We start from the raw sequence: 14,456 nt of genomic DNA, 5'->3' as shown, positions 1-14,456 counted from the left end.
TCACTAAAGCAAGGAGACGTTCGCATGCCTGTAGCCGCTCACGCCTTGGGAGACGTCCACTACCGCAAGGAGGGCAGCGGGCCCGGCCTGGTGCTGGTGCACGGCGCGTCCGGCGACGCGGAGACCAACTACGCCCACCTCATGCCCGGCCTGTCCGACATCCGCACGGTCATCGCCCCCGACTACGCCGGCAGCGGCCGGACCTCCGACCACGGCGGCGACCTCACCCTCGACCTGCTCGCCGACCAGGTCGCCGCCACCTTCGAGGGGCCGTCGGACCTGGTCGGGTTCTCGCTGGGCGCGGCGGTCGCGGTCACCGTCGCGGCGAAGCGGCCCGAGCTGGTCAGGCGGCTGGTGCTGATCGCGGGCTGGACCCACCTCGCCGACTCCCGCCTTGAGCTGGGCCTGCGTACGTGGGCCAGGCTGTCGGAGACCGACCAGGAGAGCTACGCCGCGTACGGGCCGCTGCTGGCCTTCAGCCCCGGGTTCGTCAGCGAGATCGGCGTGCAGACCCTGATGGCGGGGGACCCGCCGCCCGGCGCCCTGCGCCAGATCGACCTGGGCCTGCGGGTGGACGTCAGGGACGCGCTGCCGAAGATCACCGCGCCGACCCTGGTCGTCGGGGCGGCCAAGGACTACCTGATCCCGGTCGAGCACTCCCGCGCGTTGCACGCGGCCATCCCGGGCAGTGCGTACGCCGAACTCGACAGCGGCCACGTGGTCCTGCACGAGCGTCCGGAGGAGGTCACCCGGCTGATCAGGAATTTCGTCACCAATGAGACCAACGGGTGATTCATCCCAGTTACCCTCGCCAACCATGCAGACCACACGACTCGCCATCGCCGGAACCGCCGCGCTCAGTGCGGTGGTCCTGGTGGCACTCCCCGCGCAGGCCGCGAACCCGGCCAAGACGGTCACGGTCACGGTCATGGGCACGTCCGACACCCACGGAAACACGCTCAATTGGGACTACTTCAAGGACGCCGCCTACACCGACGGCCAGGGCAACTCCATCGGTCTCGCGAAGGTGTCCTCCCTGGTCAACAAGGTCAGAGCCGAGCGGGGAGCGGATCGTACGCTGCTGTTCGACTCGGGTGACACCATCCAGGGCACGCCGCTGGCCTACTACTACGCCAAGGTCGAGCCGATCACCACGACCGGCGTGACCCACCCGATGGCCAAGGCCATGAACGCCATCGGCTACGACGCCGTGACCCTGGGCAACCACGAGTTCAACTACGGTCTGCCGCTGCTGGCCACCTGGATCAAGCAGATGAAGGCGCCCGTGCTGGGCGCGAACGCGGTGCACGCCGGGAGCGGGCTGCCGGCGTACAAGCCGTTCGTCATCAAGACGATGAAGGTCAAGGGCGACAAGCCGATCAAGGTGGGTGTGCTCGGTCTCACCAACCCCGGCGTGGCCATCTGGGACAAGGCGAACGTCGAGGGCAAGCTGCGCTTCACCGACCTGGTCGAGTCGGCCAAGAAGTGGGTGCCGGTCATCCGCGGCCAGGGCGCGGACGTGGTCGTCGTGACCGCGCACGCGGGCGACGACGGCATGTCCTCCTACGGCGACGCGCTGCCGGTCGAGAACGCCTCCGCCATGGTGGCCGAGCAGGTGCCCGGCGTGGACGCGGTGCTGTTCGGGCACGCGCACAACGAGGTGCCGGAGAAGTTCGTGACGAACAAGGTCACCGGGCAGCAGGTGCTGCTCAGCGAGCCGAGCAAGTGGGGCCAGCGCCTGTCGGTGATGGACTTCGAGCTCGCCAAGCAGCGCGGCAAGTGGGTGGTCACCGGCAAGTCGGCCACCACGCTCAACACGAACACCGTCGCCGAGGACCCGAAGATCGTCAAGCTGCTGAAGCCGCAGCACGAGACCACGATCGGCTACGTCAACAAGGTCGTCGCGCAGTCGGCGCAGGAGCTGTCGGCCGCCGAGTCGCCGTACAAGGACACGCCGATCCTCGACTACATCCAGCACGTGCAGGTCGAGACCGTCAAGCAGGCGCTGCCCGACAGCACGCTGCCGGTGCTGTCGATCGCCGCGCCGTTCAGCCGCAGCGCCGTCTTCCCCGCCGGTGACGTGCGGGTCAGGGACGTCGCCGGTCTGTACGTCTACGACAACACGCTGATGGCCGTGAAGCTGACCGGGGCGCAGATCAAGGAGTACCTGGAGTACAGCGCCAAGTACTTCAACCAGCTCGCGCCGGGCGACCCGGTGGACGTCTCCAAGCTCACCAACGCCGGCAACACCCCCGACTACAACTACGACCAGCTCTCCGGCGTCTCGTACGACATCGACGTCGCCAAGCCGGTCGGCCAGCGCGTCGCGAACCTGACCTACGACGGCGCGCCGGTGCCGGACGACAAGGAGTTCGTGGTCGCGATCAACAACTACCGCCAGTCGGGCGGCGGCGGCTTCCCGCACGTCACCGGCGCCGAGGTGGTCTACAACGCGCAGGTGGAGATCAGGCAGGCGCTCATCGAGTACGCCACCGCGCAGGGCACCATCGGCCCGGCCGACTTCGCCGCCTCCAACTGGAGGCTGACCAGGGACGGTCAGCCGCTGTTCTAGAGGTAGGAGGGCCCGCTGACCCGGTGCCGGAACGTCCACCACACCCATGCCTGCGCCGCCACCAGGAACGGGAGCAGGGTGAGGACGACCGGCACCAGCAGCGGCCCAGACGTGCCGGGCTCCAGCGGCAGCCGGAGCCCGGCCAGCACTCCCACGACCAGCAGCGCGGCGGACGTGAGCGCGTACGTGCCCGTCTCGCCGGCTCCGCCCGAGGTCACGGCGGCCCGTGTCCGCAGCTCGCCGCGCAGCCGCAGCGCCGCGAACGCCAGCCCGTGCGCGCAGAACAGCGCGGCGACCACCAGCGCGGGCAGCAGCGCGACCGGCCCCTCGATGCCGAGCAGCACCCCGGACAGGATCACGCCGAGGCTCACCGCCAGCCCCCAGCTCCCTGCCACGATCGCGCCGTCCCAGAACGCCTGCCAGCGCGCGCCCGGCACCCGCCCGCGCAGCCACAGCCCCGTGTCGCGCACCACCCACGCGAGCAGCAGCGTCACCACCATCCAGAAGTTGCCGTGCAGCAGCTCGCCCTCCAGCAGGGGGAACAGCCCGGCCAGCACCCCGGCCGTGGCCACCAGCCACACCTCGTTGCCGAGGAAGAACGGCGCGATCGCGGCGATCACCTCGCGCCGCTCGCCCGGCGTCCTGCCCAGGTAGGGCAGCGCCATCCCGACCCCGATGTCGGCCCCGGCCAGCACGAGGTAGCCGAGTGCGAAGAAGGCCAGTACGAAGATCTCCATGTGCGGGGCTCCTAGAACGAGGGGACGGGGACGGGCGTCTCGACCGGCCGGTCACCCAGCGCCACCGCGCCGGGGCCGCGACGGGCGTGCCTGGCCAGCAGCCAGGTGTTGACCGCGATCAGCACGGCGAAGACCGTGGCGAAGGCGAGCACGGAGAACGCCGCCTGTGCTCCCGTGACCGGCGACATGGCCTCCGACGTGCTCAGCAGCCCGTACACGACCCACGGCTGGCGGCCCATCTCGCGGAAGACCCAGCCGCCCAGCATGGCCACGAACGGCACCGGGATCATCAGCGTCAGCACCCAGTGCCACAACCGGAACCGGTAGACAGCCGGCTGGATGAGCATGAGCAGGAAGCTCGGGCCCGCCACCGCCATCATCAGCAGCCACAGCATGATCATCACCAGGCCGCCCGCCCGCACCCAGCCGACGTCCGGCAGGTGGTCGCCGGGCCCGAGAGTGGCGACCAGCTCCGCCTGGAGTGCGGCCAGCCGGTCCGCGTCGCCCGACCAGGCGGCGGACTTCGCGGGCTGCAGGGTCTGGAACGAGATCCCGCCGATGACGGCGTTGAGGAAGGTCGCGGGCAGCGCGACGCCGATCCCGATGCGCAGCGACTTGCGGAACAGCTCCCACTCGGGGGTGCGGCGGCGCAGGTGGTAGGCGCTCACCCCCGCCATGAAGAACCCGCCGACGATCAGCCCGCCCACCAGCACGTGCCAGAACGCCGCCTGCGCCGCCGGGTTCGCCACCATCGCGCCGAAGTCGGTCAGCCGCAGCCGCCCGCCCTCCACCACGTGGCCCACCGGGTTCTGCAGGAAACCGTTGGCGACGAGGATCCAGAACGCCGACGCGTACGCGGTGAGCGTCACCACCCAGATGAGCGCCAGGTGCGCCCACCGGTTCAGCTTGTTCCAGCCGAAGATCCACAGGCCCAGGAACGTGGACTCGACGAAGAACGCCACCAGCGTCTCGAGCGCCAGCGCCGAGCCGAACACGTCACCCGCGTAGTTCGTCAGCCCGCTCCACGACAGCCCGAGCTGGAACTCCATCACCAGGCCGGTGACGATGCCCATCGCGTAGTTGACGATGTAGAGCTGGCCCCAGAACCGGGTCATCCGCAGGTGGACGTCCTTGCCCGAGAAGGTCGCCGTGGTCTGCACGACCGCGAGCAGGGTCGCGAGGCCGAGCGTCAGCGCGACGAACAGGAAGTGCGCGCCCGCGGTGAGCGCGAACTGCAGGCGGGCGAGGTCGACGGTGTCCATGCCGTCGAGCCTCCGCCTGCGGCATCGCCCGCCGCGTCCGTCCACGGCGGGCAGCCGGCGTACCTCCTGGGATGACAGGCGGCCGCCGGCGTACGCCTCAGGGAGTAAGCCAGCCCGGCGTGATCATGCCGGCCTCGTACGCGATGACCACGAGCTGCGCCCTGTCGCGCACGCCGAGCTTGGTCAGGATGCGGCTGACGTGCGTCTTCGCGGTGGCGGGGCTGACCACGAGCCGGGCCGCGATCTCGTCGTTGGACAGGCCGCCCGCCACCAGCGTCATGACCTCGCGCTCCCGCTCGGTGAGCGCGTTGAGCTCGGGACCCGGGTCGGGGCGCTTGACGCGGCCGGCGAACTCGGCGATCAGCCGCCGGGTGATCGACGGCGCGATGAGGGCGTCGCCCCGCGCCACCACCCGGACGGCGTGGATCAGCTCGGCCGGCTCGGTGTCCTTCACCAGGAAGCCGCTCGCGCCCGCGCGCAGCGCCCCGTAGACGTAGTCGTCCAGGTCGAACGTGGTCAGGATGATCACCTTGACGTCGCCGAGCGCCTGGTCGCCGGCGATGCGGCGGGTTGCCTCCAGGCCGTCGAGCTCGGGCATGCGGATGTCCATGAGCACCACGTCGGGCCGGTGCTCGCGGGCTCCGTCGATCGCCTGGGCGCCGGTGGCGGCCTCGGCCACCACCTCGATGTCGTCCTCGTCGCTGAGTATGGATCGGAATCCGGCGCGTACCAGGGTCTGGTCGTCGGCGAGCAGTACGCGGATCATCGAGCCTCGTTCGTGAGCGGGGTGGGTCATGGGGTGAGGGGGAGGCGGGCGGTGACGCGGAAGCCGCCCTCTGGGCGGGGGCCCGCCTCCAGCGTGCCGCCGACGGCGGTGGCGCGTTCGCGCATGCCCTGGATGCCGTAGCCGGTGCCGTCCTCGTAGGGGGTGCCCGGGCCCTCATCTTCCACGCAGATGATGATATTTCCGGACTTGTTGGTGACGGTGAGGGTCGCCTGGTCGGTGCCCGCGTGGCGGGAGACGTTCGTCAGCGCCTCCCTGATGATGCGGGCGGCGGCCAGGTCGACCTCGGTGGGCAGCGCGTCAAGCGGGCCCGACGTCTCCGTACGGACCCGCAGCCCCGACGCCTTGACCAGCTCGTCCAGCCGCGCGAGCACGGCGGCCGGCCCGGTCGGCGCGTCCTCGTCCACCTGCCGCAGCACGCCCAGCGTGGTGCGCAGCTCGCGCAGCGTCTCCTTGCTGGTGTCCTTGATCGTGCGCAGCGCCGTCTCGGCGTCCTCCGGCCGCTTCTTCAGCCCGTGCAGCGCCGCCGCGGCCTGCACGTTGATCATGGAGATGTTGTGGCCGATCACGTCGTGCAGCTCGCGCGCGATGCGCAGCCGCTCCTCCCCGGCCCGCCGCCTGGCCTCCTCCTCTTTCGTGCGCAGCGCGTCGAGCGCGAGTTGCCTGGCCGCTTCGAGGTACGCACGGCGGTTACGGGTGACGCCGCCGAACGCGATGGCGGCCACCACCCACCCGGCGATCATGATGAACATGCTGTCGTCCACGTGCCGGACGCCGCCGCTCTCGCCGTAGCCCATGGCCAGCAGCGCGGCCGCGCCCGTCGCCACGGCGGCGGCCAGGTGACCCCGGTCGGCGGCGGTGTAGAGGGCTACGAAGATCACCACGATGAGCGGCCCGTCGAGCTTCGCGTACGGGTAGTAGGCCACGGTCGAGGCCGCCGCCACGATCACCGCGGCGACCGGGTGCCGCCGCCGCGCCAGCAGCGCGCCGCAGGCGGCCAGCGGCAGGACGACGTCGAGCGCGTTGAGCTCGACGGGGCGGCGGGTGACGTAGGTGACGACGAGACCCGCCAGCACGGCGGCGCAGATCGCGAGCGACACGATCGTGCCGGTGGAGAGCCTCGACATGGCTCCCATTCTGGACGTTGCCCCCGCTGCCCGGTAATCGGGCCGGTACTGCTGGGTAGAGCCCGTGCATGAGCACCAAGGACGAACTCCAGCAGATCGAAGCGGACCTGGCCCGGCTGCGCGCCGAGAACCAGGAGATCCGCGACCAGATCAGGGACATCGGCGCGACCGACCAGGTGGAGATCGGGGCGATGATCAGCCAGGCGGACGAGCAGGTCGAGCTGATCGCCGACCTCGAACGCCGCCGCGACGGGCTGCTGCAGAAGCTGGAGTCAGAAGGAGGCGACGAGGAGGGCACCCGCTGACCGGCCGCCCTCCTGGGAGGTCAGCCGACGGCCGTGGCAGGGGGACGGCGTAGGGCGGCGCCCACCTCGTGCAGGTGGGACAGCGCCTGCCCGTACGACTCGAACAGGCCGGTCTCCAGGTAGCTGACACCGATCTCGGCGCAGTACCGCTCGACGATGGGCTGTGCCTTGCGCAGGTTGGGCGCCGGCATGTTGGGGAACAGGTGGTGCTCGATCTGGTAGTTGAGCTGGCCGAGCGCGATGTCGGTGAACCAGCCGCCGCGCACGTTCCGCGAGGTGAGCACCTGCTTGCGGAGGAAGTCCAGCTTGTCGTCCTTGGTGAGGACGGGCATGCCCTTGTGGTTGGGTGCGAACGTACTGCCGAGGTAGACCCCGAACAGGCCCTGGTGCACGATCAGGAACAGCACCGCCTTGCCGGGCGAGAGCACGGCGAAGACCGCGCCGAGATAGATCACGGCGTGTACGACCAGCAGGGTCAGCTCCAGCTTGCGGCGCTTGGCGGCGGGGTTCAGCAGTGCCTTGAAGCTGGCGACGTGCAGGTGCCAGGCTTCGAGCGTGAGCAGCGGAAAGAACCAATAAGCCTGATACTTCGCGATAAATCGGGGCAAGCCGGAGCTGCGCGCCACCTGATCCTCCGACCAGACGATCACCGCGGGGGAGACGTCGGGGTCGTGGTCCTCGTGGTTGGGGTTGGCGTGGTGGCGGTTGTGCTTGGTGGTCCACCACCCCCAGCCCAGGCCGATGCCGAGATTGCCGATGATCAGGCCGGCGACGTCGCTCGGCCGCCGCGTCCTGAAGACCTGGCGATGGCCGAGGTCATGGGCGAGGAAGCCGAGCTGCCCGAAGACCACCGCCAGTACGGCGGCCAACAGCAGCTGGAGCCAGGAGTCGCCGAGCCAGGCGAACAACGCCCAGCAACCGGCGTACACGACGGCGGCGATGGCCATCCGCACGGCATAGTAAACAGGGCGCCGGTTCAGCAGGCCGGCGTCGGTGATGCGATGGGCTAGTCGGGCGAAATCACTGCCTCGAGTGTCGATCGTGCCGGGGCTGGCCACAGGTCTCCTTACTTCGCGGTGCAAGTTGCCCTAACCATCGCGCATCCATCGCCAAACCGGAAGGACGCCACGTATCCCTCGGCGCTGTCACGCCCGGCCCGGGCTTGGCAGCCGATGACAGGGATCCGGCAGCGGGCACCGGCATCGTCACCGGTATGACCAACGTACTCATCGTCGGCTCGGGGCCGACCGGACTGACCCTCGCCATCGAACTCGCCCGCAGGGGCGTGGACCTGCGCCTCGTCGAGCGCTCGCCGGAGCCGCCCACCGGCGTGCGCGGCAAGGGCCTGCAGCCCCGCACCCTGGAGGTCTTCGACGACCTCGGTGTGATCGACGAGATCCTCGCCACCGGCGCCACCTATCCCGGGCTGCGCAGCTACGCCGGTGACAAGGTGGTGTGGGAGGGCAGGATGGACGAGCTGCGCGAGCCCTCCGCCTCCGTGCCCTACCCCAACCTGATCATGCAGCCGCAGTGGCGGACCGAGCGCATCCTGCGCGACCGGCTCGCCTCGCTGGGACACCACGTCGAGTACGGCACCGAGGTGACCGGCGTCGAGCAGGACCAGGACGGCGTGACCGCCACCCTCGCCACCGGTGAGCGCGTGCGCAGCTCCTACCTGGTGGGCGCCGACGGCGGCCGCAGCACCGTACGCAAGGCGGCGGGCATCGGGTTCGCCGGCGAGACCTTCGACAGCGAACGCATGCTGCTGGCCGACGTCAGGACCGGCGACCTCGACCGCGACCACTGGCACGCCTGGGGGTCCCTGGACAAGCAGACCGTGCACTTCACGCTGTGCCCGCTGCCCGGCACCGGCGTCTTCCAGCTCGTGGCCCCGCACCCCGGCCATGACGACCTGGTCGCGCTGGTCGCCGAGCACGCGCCGCACGTGCGGATCGAGGAGATCGTGTGGCGCTCGGAGTACCGGGTCAACATCCGGCTCGCCGCCCGCTTCAGGGCCGGCCGGGTGTTCCTCGCCGGTGACGCGGCCCACGTGCACTCGCCCGCCGGCGGGCAGGGGCTCAACACCGGGGTGCAGGACGCGTACAACCTGGGGTGGAAGCTGGCGATCGGGTCGGAGTCGCTGCTGGAGACGTACGAGGACGAGCGCAAGGCGGTCGCCGAGCACGTGCTGGGCCTGAGCACCCGCCTTCACCGCGAGGGCGACCACCGGCGCGGCGACGACACCAACCAGCTCGGCCTGGCCTACCTGGGCAGCGCCCTGTCGGCGGGCGAGCGAGGCGGCGAACGCCTCGGCGCCTACTTCGCCGAACAGCGCGGCACGGGCTTCCTCCTCCTCGCCGACCCTGCCCCGGGCCTCCCTCCGCAGCTCACCGTGCTGCCGCCGCTCGACGGACAGCGGGGGGTCATGCTCGTCCGGCCCGACGGCTACATCGGGTATCACGGGGACGTGAGCGGGCTCAGCGCGTACCTCTCGGGGTTCGGGATCGCGGCGCCCGCCTTCAGCGCGGCGCGGTAGGCGACGGGGCCCAGGGCCTGTTCGCAGCGGGCGGCCAGGGCGTTGACGTGGGGGTCGGCCGAGCCGCTGACGCCGCGCAGCGCCCGTGCCGCGCCCAGCAGCTCGGCGGCGAGCGGCGGCGGCACGTGCTCGGCCGTCCCCTCCAGCACGGTCGCGCGGACCGTACGGTCGGAGCAGCCCGCCATCAGCTCAAGCGCCCGGCGCAGCGGCGCCGCCGGGGCAGGGCACACCCGGGCGTACTCGACGTGCAGCAGCGCCTCGAACTGCGCCGACGCCTCCTTCAGGTCGAGCGCCAGCGCCGACTCCAGCAGGTCGCGGGCCGCCTCCGGGTCACCTGTCCTGCGGGCCAGCTCGGCGCGGGCGTGCAGGGCCCGCGCCAGCACCACGTCGTCCTCCGACCGCACGGCCGCCGCCCACGCCCGCTCCAGCGCCCGCGCCGCCCCCGGGTGGTCGCCCGCGCGGGCCTTGAGCTGCCCGAGCCGCAGCAGGAACGTCATCGGCCCGAGCGGCGTCTCCAGCACCGCCAGCTCGCTCGCCAGCCGCTCCGGCTCCTCGATCAGCGCCACCGCCGCCGCGAAGTCACCCCGGTTCTCCGCCGCCAGCGCCAGCCAGTGGTGCGTGGCCCACTGCCCCCACCGGTCACCGGTCCGCCTGAACCCGGCCAGCGCCGGCTCCAGCAGCTCCTCCGCGCCCACGACCGCGCCGTACTCGAACCGCACCACCCCCGCCAGCAGCATCGCCGCCGACCGCGTCCACAGGCCGGGATGCGTACGCAACCGCGCGAGACCCGACTCGGCCAGCTCCACCACGTCGTCACGTACGGCGCCCACGCCGCCCACGGCCCACGCGGCGAGTGCCGCCGGGTGGTCCGAGCCGCGTACGACCTCGCTCACCGGGCCGCCCGTCAGGGCCACGCACAGGCCGTGCTCCAGCTCCCTGCCGGGTGGTGGCACGTCACCGACCCTCGCCAGCACGGCCGCCGCCTGCTCGGCCAGCTCGCGGGGGCGGCCGCGGACGATCCAGGGCCAGAGGCGCCACGCGATGAGCCCCAGGGGGTCGTCGCTGTGGCGGAGGGCCGCGTCGAGGTTGCCGCGTTCGGCGTCCAGCACCGCGAGCCACCTCACCTGCTCGTCCGTCCGCAGGTACGCGTCCGCCCGCGCGGCCAGGTCCGTGTAGTGGCGGGCGTGGGCGCGGCGGAGGGCGGGGAGGTCGGTGGCGGCGTACCGCCTGATGGTCTCCAGCATCGTGTAGCGGTCGCCGGTGAGCGTGATGAGTGACTTGTCCACCAGCGAGGACACCAGGTCCAGGTCGGCGCCGCAGACCGCGGCGATCGCCTCGTACGTCGCGCCGCCCGAGAAGACCGTCAGGCCGCGCAGCAGGTCGCGTTCGCGCTCCGACAGCAGGTTCCAGCTCCAGTCGATGACCGCGCGCAGCGTGCGGTGCCTGGGCTCCGACGTACGGCCGCCCTTGAACGCCAGCCGGTCGCCGAGCTGCCGCATCAGCATCGCGACCGGCATGGTCCGCAGGCGGGCGGCGGCCAGCTCGATCGCCAGCGGGATGCCGTCCAGCTCGCGGCAGATACGCGCCGCGTCCCGCTCCTCCACCGTCACGTCCGGCCTGGCCGCCGCCGCCCGGTCGAGGAACAGCTCCACCGCCGGGCCCTCCGGCAGCGGCCGTACGTGGTGCAGGCTCTCGCCCTGGATGTCCAGCGGCTCCCTGCTGGTCGCGAGGACCCGCAGCCCGGCCACCTCCGACAGCAGCCACTGGGCGACCCGGGCGGCGTCGTCGATCACGTGCTCGCAGTTGTCGAGCACGATGAGGACGGACGCGGCGGCGCCCCGCAGCATCGCCACGGGCTCCGACGTCCTCAGCACCTGCTCCACGGCCGCCCGCACGTCCCGCGCCGCCGCCAGCTCCACCACCCACACCCGCCCGGGCCTTTGCGGCTGGGGAGCCCTTCGGGCCGGTGGGGGTGGGGTGGTGAGGGCCGAGGCGGTTTCGAGGGCGAGGCGGGTCTTGCCGGCGCCGCCGGGGCCGACGAGCGTGACCAGGCGGGCGGTGCCCAGCAGGCGGCTCACCTGGGCGATGTCATCCGCGCGGCCGACGAACCTGGTCAGCCGGGCCGGCAGGTTGCTCTCCGGCGCGGTGTCCTGGTCGCGCAGCGCCATCAGGTGGGCCTCGCGCAGCTCGGGGCCCGGGTCCGTGCCCAGCTCCGCCTTCAGCGCGTCCTTGATCCGCTCGAACGCCGTGAGCGCCTCCGCGCGCCGGCCCACCGCCGTCAGCGCCCGGATGAGCAGGGCGTGGAACGGCTCCCGCAGCGGATGCGCCGCCACCAGCTCCTCCAGCTCGGCCACCAGCTCCTCGGTAGGAGGGTCGGCGGCCATGCGGGTGGTGAGGGCCGTCAGGCGGAGTTCGGCCAGACGGGCGGCGGGGGCGGTGGCGAAGGGGAGGTCGGAGGCGTCGGCCAGCGGGGCGCCGCGCCACAAAGCCAGGGCGCTTCTCGCGTCGCCCTTCCTGACGAGGCGTTCGAAGGCCCAGGCGTCCACCTCGGCGGGCGGGACGTCGAGCAGGTAGCCGGACGGATGGGAGGAGATGAGGCCGGGAGCCTCCCTGCGGGCTCGCGACACCAGGGACTGCAGGGCCGCCGTCGGGTGCGCGGGTGGGGCGTCGGGCCACAGGTCGTCGATCAGGCGGGCGGCGGTGACCACGCGGCCGGGGTCGAGGGCGAGGCGGGTCAGCAGCGCGCGTACGCGGGCGCCGCCGATCTCGCGTCCCGCCACCCGCAGCGGCCCCAATATCCCGACCCGTACAGAACCCTCCACGTCCGCCACAGTAAAGGCTCAGGGGCAGCGGACGACCATCCCCGCGTACGACAGGTTGCCCCCGAACCCGAACAGCAGCATCGGCGCCCCAGCGGCCACCTTCCCCTCCTCCAGCAGCTTCGACAGGGCGAGCGGCACGCTGGCGGCCGAGGTGTTGCCCGACTCCACGACGTCCCTGGCCACGATGGCGTTGACGGCCCCGATGCGGGCGGCGACGGGCTCGATGATGCGCAGGTTCGCCTGGTGCAGGACGACGGCGGCCAGCTCTTCGGGGCGCACGCCGCCGCGCTCGCACGCCTGCCTGGCGATCTCAGGCAGCCGCGTGGTGGCCCACCGGTAGACGGTCTGCCCGTCCTGGGCGAAGCGGGAGGGAACGCCTTCGATGCGGACGGCGGTGCCCAGCTCGGGCGCCGACCCCCAGACGACGGGCCCGATCTCCGGCGTCTCGGCCGCGGCGACGACGGCCGCACCGGCCCCGTCGCCGGTCAGGACGCAGGTGGTGCGGTCGGTCCAGTCGGTCACGGACGTCATCATGTCGGCCCCGACGACCAGGGCGCGGGTGGCGGCGCCGGCCCTGATGGCGTGGTCGGCCTGGGCGAGGGCGTGCGTGAAGCCGGAGCAGGAGGCGCCGACGTCGATGAGCGCCCCGCCCCGTACGCCGAGCCGCGCCGCCACCCGCGCGGCCACGTTCGGCGCCCGCTCGGTCTGGGTGCAGGTGGCGACCAGCACGAGGTCGATCTCGGACGCGTCCATGCCGCTCGCGGCCAGCGCCTTGGCGGCGGCGCCGGCGGCGAGGTCGGTCACCGTCTCATCCTCGGCGGCGACGTGGCGGGTGCGGATGCCGACCCGCTTGGTGATCCACTCGTCGCTGGTGTCGACCATGGCGGCCAGGTCGTCGTTGGTCAGTATCTTCGTGGGCTGGTAGTGGCCGGTGGCGACGAGTCGTGATCCAGTCATGCCGGGGACTATAGCAACCGAACGTTCGGACGCTAATCTAGGTGAGGGAGGTACGGGTGAGTCCACGCAAGTCGGTCGCCGAGGCCATGGGGACGCGGGCGGCGATCCTGGATCGGTCGGTGGCCGTGGCGTCGAAGGAGGGGCTGGAAGGGCTGACCATCGGGCGGCTGGCGGCCGAGCTGGGCATGAGCAAGTCAGGCGTGCTCGGGCACTTCGGCTCCAAGGAGGCGTTGCAGCTCGCGGCCCTGGGCCGGGCGGGGGAGGTCTTCCGCGCCGAGGTGTGGGAGCCGGTCGTCGCCGTCGCTCCGGGGCTGACCCGGCTGCGGGCGCTCTGCGAGGCGTGGGTGTCCTATCTCGAACGCCAGGTCTTCCCCGGCGGGTGCTTCTTCGTGGCGGCGGCGCACGAGTTCGACGGCCGGCCGGGGGCCGTGCGGGACGCGGTGGAGTCGCTCTTCGACGCCTGGCGGGCGCGGCTGCTCAAGGAGATCGGCCGGGCCGTGGCCGCCGGCGAGCTGCCTCAGAGCACGGATCAGGCCGGGCTGGCGTTCGAGCTGACGGGCCTGGCCATGGCCCTGAACCACGCGATCCAGCTGCACCGCGACCCCGAGGCCGCCGCCTGGGCCCGCCGCGCCTTCGCCGCCCGCCTCGGCGGGCCGGAGACGGCGGGCGGTCAAGACGGTGATCATCCCTGAACGGAAGGCGGCCATGCCGACGAGGCCCTCAGCGGTGCGGGCGCGGTGGCGGGGCTGGTCAGGCGGTGGCGAGGCGGTCGAAGAGGGCGAGGGCCGCTTCGCGGACCTCGGCCGGCGTCACGCCGTCCAGGGTCTTTCTCGCGTCGTCGATGTCGCGGGTGGTGGCCAGGGTGATGGCCACGGACGTGGCGGCGGCGCGGTCGATCGATCCCGTCGGGGCGGCGTCGGCCATTTCCTGGGCGCTCGCGGCGAGGTCGAGGTTGTCTCTCAACGGATCTCCTCGGGTGAAGACGGTTCGGCCCATTGCATCACTTGAGGTCGTGCTGCATCCACCATTCGGTGAATTCCCGGCACCGCCCGTCGGGTCCGAATCGGATCACCCATAGATTGCTGTACGTTTTGTCCGGATATGTCGTAACTCCCTGGATGATGCTCACATCGTCCGTCACACAAACCGGATGCCATTGAAAGTCTGCCTCGCCAGGCTTGTCCTGCCGGCCCAGCCACTGCGAGATGATCTCGTCGCGCCCCTGCCAGGGCCTGCTGAAAGGCTCGGGGTAGTAGACCGCGCTCTCGGTGAACAGCGCGGCGATGTCATCGGGGTCGTTGGAGTTCCAGGCTCGGACATACCCCTCGATCCAGGGACGCGGCTCGATCACGGA

Annotated in this window: 14 protein-coding genes; 5 read left to right on the top strand and 9 right to left on the bottom strand. The window is 71.7% G+C overall.

Features of this window, described 5'->3' with window-relative positions; translation table 11 throughout:
• Positions 1–24 precede the first annotated feature (24 nt).
• Both AB0K18_RS20690 and AB0K18_RS20685 read left to right on the top strand, forming a co-directional pair.
• Positions 25–792 (top strand): alpha/beta hydrolase, encoded by a 768-nt coding sequence (locus AB0K18_RS20690; protein WP_364916324.1) that lies wholly within the window; start codon positions 25–27, stop codon positions 790–792.
• Between the two features lie 25 nt (positions 793–817).
• Entirely contained in the window at positions 818–2,572 is a 1,755-nt protein-coding gene (locus tag AB0K18_RS20685; RefSeq protein ID WP_364916321.1) for a 5'-nucleotidase C-terminal domain-containing protein, read from the top strand.
• Here AB0K18_RS20685 and AB0K18_RS20680 read toward each other — a convergent pair.
• From AB0K18_RS20680 to AB0K18_RS20665, 4 genes are all read right to left on the bottom strand, one after another.
• On the bottom strand, positions 2,569–3,309 hold the full coding sequence (locus AB0K18_RS20680) for a cytochrome d ubiquinol oxidase subunit II (protein ID WP_364916319.1): 741 nt from the start codon (positions 3,307–3,309) through the stop codon (positions 2,569–2,571). The two genes, AB0K18_RS20685 and AB0K18_RS20680, sit on opposite strands and share 4 nt — an antisense overlap.
• 11 nt (positions 3,310–3,320) lie before the next feature.
• A complete protein-coding gene (locus AB0K18_RS20675; protein ID WP_364916316.1) occupies positions 3,321–4,571 on the bottom strand; it encodes a cytochrome ubiquinol oxidase subunit I in 1,251 nt (416 codons plus the stop codon).
• A 97-nt stretch (positions 4,572–4,668) separates the two neighbouring features.
• The gene (locus AB0K18_RS20670) at positions 4,669–5,337 is read right to left on the bottom strand and encodes a response regulator transcription factor (protein WP_355415015.1); all 669 of its coding nucleotides are present in this window, start codon (positions 5,335–5,337) and stop codon (positions 4,669–4,671) included.
• 26 nt (positions 5,338–5,363) lie between these two features.
• Positions 5,364–6,482, bottom strand: coding sequence for a sensor histidine kinase (locus AB0K18_RS20665; RefSeq protein WP_364916312.1), 1,119 nt, complete (start codon positions 6,480–6,482; stop codon positions 5,364–5,366).
• Positions 6,483–6,550: 68 nt separating this feature from the next.
• Between AB0K18_RS20665 and AB0K18_RS20660 the strand changes: the two genes are divergently transcribed.
• Positions 6,551–6,787, top strand: a complete 237-nt coding sequence (locus AB0K18_RS20660; protein WP_364916310.1) for a hypothetical protein — start codon at positions 6,551–6,553, stop codon at positions 6,785–6,787.
• 20 nt (positions 6,788–6,807) lie between these two features.
• Here the strand turns inward: AB0K18_RS20660 and AB0K18_RS20655 are convergent, their stop codons facing one another.
• Positions 6,808–7,734, bottom strand: coding sequence for an acyl-CoA desaturase (locus AB0K18_RS20655; RefSeq protein WP_364916308.1), 927 nt, complete (start codon positions 7,732–7,734; stop codon positions 6,808–6,810).
• Positions 7,735–8,000: 266 nt separating this feature from the next.
• On the opposite strand from AB0K18_RS20655, the gene AB0K18_RS20650 reads away from it, so the two are divergent.
• A complete protein-coding gene (locus AB0K18_RS20650) occupies positions 8,001–9,323 on the top strand; it encodes an FAD-dependent monooxygenase (protein WP_364916305.1) in 1,323 nt (440 codons plus the stop codon).
• Here the strand turns inward: AB0K18_RS20650 and AB0K18_RS20645 are convergent.
• Complete coding sequence (locus tag AB0K18_RS20645; protein ID WP_364916302.1) at positions 9,245–12,145, bottom strand: BTAD domain-containing putative transcriptional regulator; 2,901 nt, start codon at positions 12,143–12,145, stop codon at positions 9,245–9,247. The genes AB0K18_RS20650 and AB0K18_RS20645 overlap by 79 nt on opposite strands.
• An 18-nt stretch (positions 12,146–12,163) precedes the next feature.
• A complete protein-coding gene (locus AB0K18_RS20640; RefSeq protein WP_364916300.1) occupies positions 12,164–13,102 on the bottom strand; it encodes a beta-ketoacyl-ACP synthase III in 939 nt (312 codons plus the stop codon).
• 56 nt (positions 13,103–13,158) lie between these two features.
• Here AB0K18_RS20640 and AB0K18_RS20635 point away from each other — a divergent pair, with 56 nt between their 5' ends.
• A complete protein-coding gene (locus tag AB0K18_RS20635; RefSeq protein WP_364916297.1) occupies positions 13,159–13,794 on the top strand; it encodes a TetR/AcrR family transcriptional regulator in 636 nt (211 codons plus the stop codon).
• A gap of 58 nt (positions 13,795–13,852) precedes the next feature.
• Here the strand turns inward: AB0K18_RS20635 and AB0K18_RS20630 are convergent, their stop codons facing one another.
• Both AB0K18_RS20630 and AB0K18_RS20625 read right to left on the bottom strand, forming a co-directional pair.
• The gene (locus tag AB0K18_RS20630; protein ID WP_345391009.1) at positions 13,853–14,065 is read right to left on the bottom strand and encodes a hypothetical protein; all 213 of its coding nucleotides are present in this window, start codon (positions 14,063–14,065) and stop codon (positions 13,853–13,855) included.
• Between the two features lie 37 nt (positions 14,066–14,102).
• Positions 14,103–14,453 carry a nuclear transport factor 2 family protein gene (locus AB0K18_RS20625; RefSeq protein ID WP_355415024.1) on the bottom strand — a complete coding sequence of 117 codons (351 nt, stop codon included), beginning with the start codon at positions 14,451–14,453 and terminating at the stop codon, positions 14,103–14,105.
• Between the last annotated feature and the right edge of the window lie 3 nt (positions 14,454–14,456).

Source organism: Nonomuraea sp. NPDC049421 (genome assembly GCF_040677005.1).
GTDB classification, from domain to species: Bacteria; Actinomycetota; Actinomycetes; order Streptosporangiales; family Streptosporangiaceae; genus Nonomuraea; species Nonomuraea salmonea.
This window is presented reverse-complemented; position numbering and strand designations above follow the sequence as displayed.